Origin of the sequence: Allocoleopsis sp. (genome assembly GCF_036703385.1) — a bacterium.
GTDB lineage: Bacteria > Cyanobacteriota > Cyanobacteriia > Cyanobacteriales > Coleofasciculaceae > Allocoleopsis.
Window position 1 is genome coordinate 1 of the sequence record NZ_DATNPA010000006.1, and the last position, 8,001, is coordinate 8,001.

4 protein-coding genes, 1 tRNA gene and 1 pseudogene are annotated in these 8,001 nt (G+C 47.7%); 4 read left to right on the plus strand and 2 right to left on the minus strand.

Features of this window, described 5'->3' with window-relative positions; genetic code table 11:
- Positions 1 to 607 precede the first annotated feature (607 nt).
- From V6C93_RS00200 to V6C93_RS00215, 4 genes are all read left to right on the plus strand, one after another.
- On the plus strand, positions 608 to 1,939 hold the full coding sequence (locus tag V6C93_RS00200) for an LdpA C-terminal domain-containing domain (RefSeq protein WP_333474621.1): 1,332 nt from the start codon (positions 608 to 610) through the stop codon (positions 1,937 to 1,939).
- 195 nt (positions 1,940 to 2,134) lie between these two features.
- Positions 2,135 to 3,856, plus strand: a complete 1,722-nt coding sequence (locus V6C93_RS00205; RefSeq protein ID WP_349262572.1) for a R3H domain-containing nucleic acid-binding protein — start codon at positions 2,135 to 2,137, stop codon at positions 3,854 to 3,856.
- A gap of 190 nt (positions 3,857 to 4,046) precedes the next feature.
- Positions 4,047 to 4,118: transfer RNA gene (locus V6C93_RS00210), tRNA-Gln, on the plus strand.
- Between the two features lie 174 nt (positions 4,119 to 4,292).
- Positions 4,293 to 5,981, plus strand: coding sequence for an alpha/beta hydrolase (locus V6C93_RS00215; protein ID WP_414644088.1), 1,689 nt, complete (start codon positions 4,293 to 4,295; stop codon positions 5,979 to 5,981).
- Between the two features lie 242 nt (positions 5,982 to 6,223).
- Here the strand turns inward: V6C93_RS00215 and V6C93_RS00220 are convergent, their stop codons facing one another.
- Positions 6,224 to 6,355, minus strand: a complete 132-nt coding sequence (locus tag V6C93_RS00220; RefSeq protein WP_333474624.1) for a hypothetical protein — start codon at positions 6,353 to 6,355, stop codon at positions 6,224 to 6,226.
- A gap of 752 nt (positions 6,356 to 7,107) precedes the next feature.
- Positions 7,108 to 8,001 (minus strand): annotated as a pseudogene (locus V6C93_RS00225) (AAA family ATPase); the annotation flags it as partial.

Genomic DNA, 8,001 nt, shown 5'->3' on the forward strand with positions numbered 1-8,001 from the left:
AGTCGGTAACGATCCAACGGCGACTCAGTTCCTCAACGCGTTAGACGATCAGTTGCAAGGTGTCGGGGCACAGTTTGATATCTGTGACGCAATTACGATGGATGACATGGCGGATCTAACCTTGTCGGAAGTGCTGCTTAACGCCATCAACGATTAGGAGATGACTCATCGCTGTTTTCTCAAGAGCAGCTTTAAGGGGAGTAGGGAATAGGGAGTAAGGAGTCTCAAACCCACGTCTCGTAAGAACGTGGCATTGGAGCTTTGATGTTTGATTTCGTGGGCTTTAAACCCACGATTGAAGTCCTCTTTTCCCCGATTCCCCACTCACGACTCCCTACTCCCCAAACTGAGAGTTTTTGTAAAAAAATTTAATCATAGCCGAGGAGTAATCTTCTGGCTATTTTTTATGGCGCTGAGTCAGGAGTGAAGCACTAGATTTGGAGTGAAGCCGGAGGAGGGTTCCCCATATCTACACATGTAAGGGGAAAGCTGTGGCGATCGCACAAGTTCACAGCCCCAATCCAGGGTGCTGCCCTCAGGCGTTCTCGTGGCTCAAGTTGGGAAATTTCACCTCCCCATTTTTTTCTCAAGGATTTAGCATATAGGGGTGACTGAACTGTACTATCCCTTACGCTCTCTAAGGGAGGGCAACTGGTTTAAGCTGATCTGCGGAGCCAGCTTCCAACACCTCCCTGCTGTACGAAACCTCACCTTGGCTTACACCCTCGCCGGTGCTGATTGTATCGATGTCGCAGCTGATCCGGCGGTGATTGCGTCGGCTTTAGACGCCTTACAAGTAGCCACTGAATTCGGTGAGGAAGCCCAGGCGCGAGGATTTGGATTCAGTCATCGACCGTTGCTGATGGTGAGCTTAAATGATGGAGAAGACCCCCATTTTCGCAAAGCCGAATTTGACCCAGAATTGTGTCCAGCCGACTGTCCTCGTCCTTGTGAAACGATTTGCCCAGCACAAGCCATTGTTTTCCAAACCGCTAATCATAACATCACAGCAGGAGAACAGGAAAGCAAATTAACAGCAGGGGTGAGTTCTAGCATTCCACATGACCAATCCCAAATGGGTAGCGAAAAGACTCATGATGGGAAACCTGAACCAACATCACCCCCCCTCAACCTACCCGTCTCACAGGACAGCGAAAAACCCAGAACGACACAGGGTTTCTCTGGAGTAATCGACCAACGTTGCTATGGTTGTGGTCGCTGCCTGCCGATTTGTCCCAGTCAGCTCATCTATACTCGCTCCTATGTTTCGGCTCCGGAGGCGATCGCACCACTGATTTTACCGTCTGGCGTTGATGCCCTAGAAATTCATACAAAAGTCGGACACTTCACCGATTTTCAACGCTTATGGAAAGCGATCGCACCGTGGGTGAATCGGCTCAAACTCCTGGCAATCAGCTGTCCAGATGGTGACGGTTTAATCGATTACCTCTGGGAACTTCATGAACTCATTATGCCTCTACCCTGCCCCCTAGTCTGGCAGACCGATGGTCGTCCGATGAGTGGGGATATTGGCATCGGCGCGACTCGTGCTGCCGTAAAACTCTCCCAGAAAGTCCTCTCGGCTAGATTACCTGGATACGTCCAGCTGGCTGGGGGTACGAATGCTCATACCGTGATGAAGCTAAGAGCCACTGGGCTACTCAATGAACGGGAGATAGAAAATGGAAAGGATGAGAAGATAACTCAAATCCAAAATCCAAAATTCTATGTGGCAGGTATTGCTTACGGTAGTTACGCTCGTGTCTTACTTTCACCAATCCTAGAGAAATTAGAACAACCTAATGGGGAAGCTGTTGATGCAAATCTCGAATCGTTGCCAAATCCAAGCCTTGGATACCTGGAAGCATTTCCCAGTCTGCTCTGGCAGGCTGTGGCAACCGCTCATTCTTTAGTTTCCCAACTGAAATCACCCAAGTAAAATGACCCTAACCAACACCTAACTGAACCAAATCGTTGACTAAAACTAGATTTTCAAAACGCCCACAGATAAGAGCAGCGATCGCTGTTTTAAGACAACCCTATGGTGTATTCCGACGCAGTCAATCTCTCTGATCAACAAGTGCCATCTAATCAAGAATCATCGGTTGTAAAAGAAAACATTACTTCACCAAGGATGCAGATTACAGACGACCTCCAAAAGTTGCTGGATATTTTACCGGAAGACATTCGCTTAGCATTGGAGAGACACCCGCAGCAAGACAGTCTGATTGAGGTGGTCATGGATTTGGGTCGGTTTCCAGAGGTACGGTTTCCCAATGGGGCAGAGTACCTTTTTGAAACCCCAGTCACTCAGGAACAAATTAATCATTGTGTTCAGCGCGTAGGACACTTTAGCGGAGATAACCGTGCGGGAATTGAGCGAACCCTGCACCGGATTAGCGCGATGCGCAACCGTCCTGGTGAAATTATTGGCTTAACCTGCCGTGTTGGTCGAGCGGTTTTTGGAACCATCGGCATGATTCGTGACTTGGTGGAAACTGGTCAGTCGATTCTCATGCTGGGGCGTCCGGGTGTGGGTAAAACCACAGCTTTGCGGGAAATTGCCAGAGTCTTAGCCGATGATTTACATAAACGGGTTGTAATTATTGATACCTCGAACGAAATCGCAGGTGATGGTGACATTCCTCACCCAGCGATTGGTCGAGCCAGACGGATGCAAGTCGCTCGCCCTGAACTTCAACATCAGGTGATGATTGAAGCGGTGGAAAATCACATGCCTGAAGTCATCGTAATTGATGAAATCGGGACGGAACTCGAAGCGCTGGCGGCTCGAACCATTGCGGAACGAGGTGTGCAGCTAGTGGGTACCGCTCACGGCAATCGCATCGAAAATTTGATTAAGAATCCAACCCTTTCCGATCTGGTGGGTGGTATCCAGGCGGTAACTTTGGGGGATGACGAAGCAAGACGCCGAGGTTCTCAGAAAACGGTTTTAGAGCGTAAAGCTCCCCCAACCTTTGATATTGCCATCGAAATGCTGGAGCGGCAGCGCTGGGTTGTCCATGAAAGTGTTTCGGATACCGTAGATGACTTACTGCGAGGTCGTCAGCCGAATCCGCAAGTGAGGACGGTGCATGAAAATGGGAAAGTGATAATTACCCGTGAATTTCCGACGGCTCCCGTAGCAACGCCACCGGATAGAAGTGGACTCTCTTCAACGGCGACCAGAACGACTGGCTGGCGAGCGTCTGGACAGATGAAACCTTTATCGCGTCCATTAGCAGAACCGTATTCCGAAAATCGCAAGTTTGAGCAACTGCTCAATCAATCCTGGCAGGAGCAAGATGACTTTGGCAGTCATGTCAGGATACCTGGACCCAATGGGGAGGATTTGCCGCTCCATGTTTATCCCTATGGCGTTAGTCGCCATCAACTCGAACAGGTGATTCGGGTACTCAGCTTGCCGGTGGTGTTGACCAAGGATATGGATAGTGCGGATGCGGTGTTGAGCTTGCGATCGCATATTAAAAATCACGGTAAGCTGCGCTCCATTGCCAAAGCGCGTCATGTGCCCATTCACTCGGTGAAAGCCAGCACGATTCCTCAGATTACCCGCGCCTTGCGGCACATGCTGGACATGGACGACCCCAGTATGCCTGAGGTGACAGATTTGCGCTTGTTTACCCAAAGCGGCACTGAGGACGAAATCGAGGCACTGGAAGAAGCTCGCCTTGCGGTTGAGCAAATTGTGCTACCCAAGGGGCAACCGGTCGAGTTGCTGCCGCGATCGCCAAAAGTGCGTAAGATGCAACACGAGCTGGTTGAACACTATCGCCTCAAATCCGATAGTTTTGGCGATGAGCCCAATCGGCGTTTGCGGATTTACCCCGCCTGAGGAAACTGGGTTGGAGCTTAGAAGGTTGAAGGTTGAAGGTTGAAGGTTGAAGGTTGAAGGTTAGAAAACTCGTTAATTAGGCAACTTTCAACCCAAAAAACCTTCTAACTTTCAACTTTTCTTCCAAATTGTCGAAAAAGGCTTGACACTTTGCGGGTACGAGCTGTTACCATAAGCAAGGTGACACTAATGGGGCGTAGCCAAGTGGTAAGGCAGCGGGTTTTGGTCCCGCCATTCCTAGGTTCGAATCCTAGCGCCCCAGTAAGATAAATAGTTGATCAGCTAAGCTTAAACCGTTTAGTTTTCTCTCGGAATCACAAGATTAAGAGGTCACAGGGATTGCAGGAGCAACTTGAGTAGCGTAATCTTCTTTTGAAGAGCGATCGCAAGAAGTTAGCCGCTTGAATCTAAAGAGGTGCGGAACGTGAACAAGTTCATGCGACCCATTTTTCATGGGCAGTTATCCCTTATCGCTGTCGTTGGGGCGATTACCATTAGTATCCTCAACGGAGCAACCACCGCCGTACAAGCCGCTCAAACTGTGGTAATTCGTCGTGGCTCTTCCAGCCAATCCATCCCCTTGGCTGACCTCAAAACTTTAGCTGAAACAGGAAACGCTTCACCCAATCTCCAAGATTATGCACGAAGGTTGCGTCCTCAGGAACGAGAGACAGTCCTCTCTGCACTTAAAGCAAACTTCAATATTAGCCCGGTAGCCATTCGTCGGTTCCTCGATACTCAAACCGGTAATTTACTTGTCTCGGAGCTTGCTGGCGCAACCTCTCGCTCAGATCGGGTGGGTGAGCTATTGATTAAATCAGCACTCGTTTCAGGAGCCTTAGCCCCGAAAGGACTTTCTCTGATTAGCTTTATTGAAGCTTATGACAGCCCCCGCCTCGAAATCGATCTGAATCGCACATTTCAGGTTGCAAAAAACTTTAATCGAGCGTTTTGGCAAACTCAGGCGTTTATGGCGGCGATTTCTCCCCAACTTGCGCCCCAGCGCCCTCAGATGAGTATCCCCTTTGACCCCACCCAAGCTGGAAACGCCAGTGTACAGGTGCTGAAATTAAACCTGAATGATCGGCAGCGCCGCCGGGAAATTCCGGTTGATGTTTACTGGTCAACAGAAGCTTCTCCCAAGAAACCGATCATTGTCTTCTCTCATGGGCTGGGTTCAATTCGCACAGACATGCGTTACTTAGCACAACACCTAGCTTCTCATGGTTATGTCGTCGCCGCCTTAGAACATCCAGGGAGCAACGAGACTCATGTGAGGCAGGCACTGAAACTTAAAGCTCCACTCCTAGAAGCTGAGGAATTTTTAAATCGCCCTAAAGATATTAGCTTTGTCCTCGACGAACTCCAATCGCTCAACCAAAAATCAGGGCCACTCCAAGGGAAACTAGCACCTGATCTGGCAATGGTTATTGGTTATTCTTTCGGGGGGGCGACGGCGCTATCCCTTGCAGGGGCAGAGTTACAACTCACCCAGTTGAAACAACGCTGTCCTGGGGATGTGCTGGCTAACAGTCTTGGAGAAAATGCTCAATGCTGGGCGAAGGCGCTGCCCGAAGATAGCTATCAACTGCGCGATCCAAGGATAAAAGCTGCGATCGCACTTTCTCCAACCGCTTCTATACTATTTGGCGAAACTGGCTTAACGAAAGTCGCTGTTCCCACTCTGATTGCAGCTGCTTCTGCCGATAAAACAACGCCAGCTTTAACCGAACAGGTAGTTACCTTCGATCAAATGCCATCTCCAAAATGGCTGGTTGGTTTTGTTGGCGCGACCCATTTGAGTGTAAAAGATCCCGATACAACCCTTGCTCAGTCGCGTGAGCCGAGTACCCTATATAGTGGGGGTGAAATTGTCGGTGAGCAATCTGTTGAAGTCCGCAACTACGTAAAAGCGATCGCTCTGGCTATGGCAGCACAACTAACGGATGAAGCGAGCAACTACGCCTTCGTTCTGACACCAAACTATGCTCAGTACGCTTCTACAGAACGCTTTCCTATTCGCCTAGTGACTGAGATTCCACCTAACGCGAAAGCAATTCTTCAACAATTCGTCCAAAATCAATCAAATTCCCAGGATTTGTTAAATTTATCTAAACTCAGGTAGAAGAAGTTATTCTTCTCAGAAGAGATTGGAAGAATAAATACAATACCTTGGCTAGGCGAGCAAGGGATGAGCCGTGAGCCAGAAAAAAGACTGTCCCATCATGAGAGGAAAATATAGGAACTCAAGGTGATGCTAGAGGAGTGAAGAGCGCACTCAATTATCAGTCAAAAGCATACTCTATAGCCCAGTTATCGCGGCTGGGCTTTTTGCTTGGAACATTTAAGGCGATGCTTTTTCCCACGCTAGGTGCGAGCTAACCGGAAGTTACACCAGAAAATTCGACGCAAACGCTTTAAAGCACCGACTTCAGACGTATTCAGTTCCCCGCCCTGCATAGCGATCGCACATGAAAACTTTATAAATTCTTTATGCATTCTTCATATAAAACTTCAGAAATGAACAATTATCCTGTTTCACAAATTTTTCACACTCGATTGATAGGCTTTAATTGTTTCGGTAATCACCTATCCAACGCTCTCCCTGTGGCAAGGGGGAGCATTTTTTTGTCAAATTCTGAAAGAGCAGACACTCTTAGTTTATTTCACAAATTATTCACACTCGCTTAGTAGGCTATAGATGAGTGTAGAAGTAGGCCCTCTTAACTGCCTCAAGAGGGCTTTTTTGTTTTTTGTGACTAGGTCGCTAATATATTGTTTTTATCTGAGATGTAATATTACGTCAGGATAATTACCCGGAATAAAAACCATCTGCAATCATCAACACAGAGAAGTTTATACTATGGTTATTTAAACCAACATGATACAAAACGATTTTCGTTTTCAAATAAGGCTTTCAGCATTGTTGCTATTCACGAACCATTTGAAAATGCTAGATATTGAAGTATTTCAAGAGTTAATCATAAGCAGAATGAGCCAAAAGAGGATGATCGCTTGTCATTAACATCATTTTACCTGAGTTCGATATAAGCTGGAAGCCTTATTTGCCGTAGGGAGTTAGAGCCTGAAACGTTTATTCTTTCGTTGAGACGCTTCTTATACCAATTTGATTGGAGAAGGTGGTAGATGTGCCTAGGGGAGAATGGGGAGAGATTTTCTACAGGCGGATAATGTGTCGTAACATCAGTATTAAATCGGTATTATGTCGAATTCAGGTCATTTTGAGTCCCTCAACCTTCTAAGGCCACCTGTTCAACAAACTTCTGGACTAAAGGCACCTGAAAACTATAGGTGTCTTCTGTTTTTTCCAGTACCTCTTTGCCTATCAATCGGCGCAAGGCGGGTTTGTCTGAAGCGTTGGGTGTCTCTCCTTCAATAAGGCGTAAGAGTAAATCGCGATCGCTCTGCGCCAAACTTCCCCACAACTCTCGAAAATACATCCCACCCGTTTCAATAGCTATGGGCATACAGGTGAAAACATCTTCAGCGGTAGCCAACTGTCGCTTATCACGATTCAGGCGATCCACCACAACGGAACACATCAGCTGCACTAGATAAGGTTGGCAGCGAGTCACGTTGATAATGGCGTCTACCGCAGTGGGTTCGTAGATCTTGGGAAATTCCTGTATTGGCTGCACAATCAGCTCACGGGCGGCGGTTTCTTCCAGGTAACTCACTCGTAAAGCACGGGTGTTAATTAAGTAATCACTCCAGTATGTAGGAAGTTGATCAAGAGTGTGAGAGCCGCTAAACAGTAATGTCCACTGCCGTCGATGTTGCAAAACATAGCGTAAAAAGTTGAGAGGTGCTCGACTGTTTGTAGTATCCACAACTTCACTTAAACGCTCATATTCATCTAAACACAGAAGAAAACGCTTACCGGGGATAGTATGCTCGATTTGTTCTAGCCAGCTTTGCAAAGCTGGAAAGGGGTCTTGAGCAAGTTTGTCAGCATTGGGGTAGGGAAGATGAAGATTGCGAGACTGCCTTGCCGCCGCAATAATTTCTGACGCCAGGTATTCTGCCAATCCTTTAAGGGTTGTAGCACTTGCACCTCCCTGCAAATCTACTAGTAAGGGCACCAATTCCGACCCTACCTTTTGAGGTAAATACTTTAGAGTAGA